Origin of the sequence: Streptococcus sp. HMSC070B10 (genome assembly GCF_001808665.1) — a bacterium.
GTDB lineage: Bacteria > Bacillota > Bacilli > Lactobacillales > Streptococcaceae > Streptococcus.
In genome coordinates this window covers 1-2523 of record NZ_KV794128.1, presented here as the reverse complement: position 1 = coordinate 2523, position 2523 = coordinate 1, and the positions used below count along the sequence as shown (strand labels likewise).

Below are 2523 nucleotides of genomic sequence, written 5' to 3'. Positions count from 1 at the left end.
TTTTTGATGAGCGATAATGGCCGAGTTTCAATTTTCGTTCCATTTTGTCAAAACTAACGACTGCATTATAATCATCTAAAGCGATATCTAAACGCGTGATTTTGACATCTAATTGTTTCAGCACTTTGAAAAGAGAAATCCAATCATTTTCGATTTTTTGAGCCAAATCTGTACAGCCTTGACCCGTGAATACATAATTGCGACTGTTTGACGTATTTTTCATCAAATCCTTGTCATAATCGTTATAGTAGATATTTACATATCTGCCGAGAGAAATTCCGCTATTATAAAAGTATCGTCCTGAAACTGTTTCAAAATCATTGATATCATAACCAAGATTTTCAAGTAAAACAAAGTCTTTTCCGTTCTCTCCACCGTCGAAAGTATCGGATACTGTAAAAGAAAACCAATCGACCTTGTAAACCATTGATTTATAAGGGTTTTTATCCATATTTGTGCCTCAATTCTTGTATTTGTAGACCCCCTGATTAGTGTTCGGGGTCTACCCGCTGGAGCGATGCTCCAGCGGTCCCGAGATTAGCGATATTCAGCAATTTTCGCTTTTTGCTCGATAAAAATCATATTGGCTTGCTTGATATCGTAACCAAAACCAACGACGACATAAGAGCCCAAAAGCTCAATTTTTTGCTCTTGAGGAAGAACGACTTTAACCATCTTACCCGTGCCAAATTCGGTAAAGGTATAAGTATAACCGTCCGAAGTTTCGGAACGTTTATCCTTTCCATTTTCGTCCTTAACTTTGTTTCCAAACTCATCTTTGAGCTTTGGAAAATGCTGGGTTGGCTTAATACCTACATCGATAACAACTAAGTTGTTAAATAGGCTTAAATTTGCGGTTTTGCTCTTACTTTCTTGTAGAGCTTTCAGTTTTTCGAGTTGTGACATATAAAAAATGTCCTTTCTAATTTTGATTTTGCTTACTGAACCGCAAAGTCAAGATTAGAAAAGACACTCAATTTTTCTAAGTTAATTATATCTATTGCGTTTTTTACACCAATCTGATATAATCTTCTTAGTTCGAAAAAAATATGAGGTCTTACTTCTTTGACTTGGCGGTCGGGTAAGACTTTTTTGTATCTTCTGGTTGTTCGAAGACCAGAAGATATTTTTATTTTACATCAATTTTTGGAAGATGTAAAGACCATTTTCCCTTTGGGCTTCCGCCCAAACCCGACAAGCGTAGGACGCTTGACCCCACCTCTAAAAAACAGTTGCTTTTAATATTGTATTTCGTTCGGCCTTCACAATCTAGCACAATGATAGCGCCCGCAAGGTACGGCTTCGCCTTTTCTCCTTGTCGGTTGCGCTTGGATCATCGTGCTTTGTCGATTGTGCCGACGAAAAACAATATTAAATCAAATCCACTTCCACGTATCAGCAGTATAAGTATATACTCCATAAGAATCTCGGCTTACAAATTTGCAATTAGTAAATAAAATAGCCGGATTTTCACCACCAAAGTTGTAAATTTGATATTCATTATTGAATTGCAAATCATTTTCTTTTTCAAATCTATCTAACTCGGCTTGAGGGAGTTTTATGTTTAAAGCAGTTGCAAATTCTGAACCATCAATCACAGTTAAATCTTCTACTGCAGCGCCGCTAATTGTACCCGTTTTTTTGTTGAACGACATAAACAATATTTTTTTATCCATTTGTGAAATCTCACTTTCTATCTTGATACATTTATGATACCACACTTTATTTTCAATGTCAACAAATGTTCATCGTTTTTTTAATATTTTTACTATTTTTATAACATTACGATTGACAAGTGGTTGTTTTTGAGATACAATTAGTATATACAAAATTAATAAATAGATGAACAAATTGGAGGTATTTACTATGCCAAGATATACAACTTTAACAGATTTCGTGAACACTCAAATTGAAAAATTTGAGATTCCAGATACCGAAAAAAATCGGAACAAACTTAGAATTAAGTTCACGAGAGAGCTTCAAAGGCTCGGCTACTGGGACACTGCCGAAAAAAAAGTAATTGGTCGTAACGAAACACGATTATTTTCAGACCAGCAACTAAATCACTTATCTATTGAAGTTGAACCTTATCTATTAAAGCAAGGAAATGTAGATATAGAAGAACTCGAAGAATATCGTCAAAGCCTTGAAAACTACGTAGAAGAAATAAGAAATCAGACAAATGAAAGTTATCAGCAACAACTTGAAGCAGAACAATACGAACCGCCAAAAGTTACAAAAAGAGAAGCCATGGAAGTCATGCTAACGGCACTATTTGAAAAATTTTTTGAACCGCTCGACGTTCAAAAATGGAATCAAGATAAAGCGACTACTCATTTTGCAGAATTAACAGATATGACTGATACTGATTATGTACTTGCTTCAATGAGATTAAACAATCCAGTACAATCATATACTAGAGAAAAATGATATAATGGAGATAGCAATTAGATATAAAAGGTGATATCATGAGCGAAAACAAACAAGTACAAATTATAATACGTACCACACAAGAAGAAAAAA

Annotated in this window: 3 protein-coding genes and 1 pseudogene; 1 reads left to right on the top strand and 3 read right to left on the bottom strand. The window is 34.7% G+C overall.

Annotated features, from left to right (window positions below; genetic code table 11):
• From HMPREF2613_RS00100 to HMPREF2613_RS00090, 3 genes and pseudogenes are all read right to left on the bottom strand, one after another.
• Positions 1-451, bottom strand: a pseudogene (locus HMPREF2613_RS00100) (hypothetical protein); the annotation flags it as partial.
• Between the two features lie 86 nt (positions 452-537).
• Entirely contained in the window at positions 538-906 is a 369-nt protein-coding gene (locus tag HMPREF2613_RS00095) for a hypothetical protein (RefSeq protein WP_070478075.1), read from the bottom strand.
• 470 nt (positions 907-1376) lie between these two features.
• Positions 1377-1676, bottom strand: a complete 300-nt coding sequence (locus tag HMPREF2613_RS00090; RefSeq protein WP_070478073.1) for a hypothetical protein — start codon at positions 1674-1676, stop codon at positions 1377-1379.
• A gap of 190 nt (positions 1677-1866) precedes the next feature.
• Between HMPREF2613_RS00090 and HMPREF2613_RS00085 the strand changes: the two genes are divergently transcribed.
• Positions 1867-2430 (top strand): hypothetical protein, encoded by a 564-nt coding sequence (locus HMPREF2613_RS00085; RefSeq protein WP_070478071.1) that lies wholly within the window; start codon positions 1867-1869, stop codon positions 2428-2430.
• Positions 2431-2523: the final 93 nt, after the last annotated feature.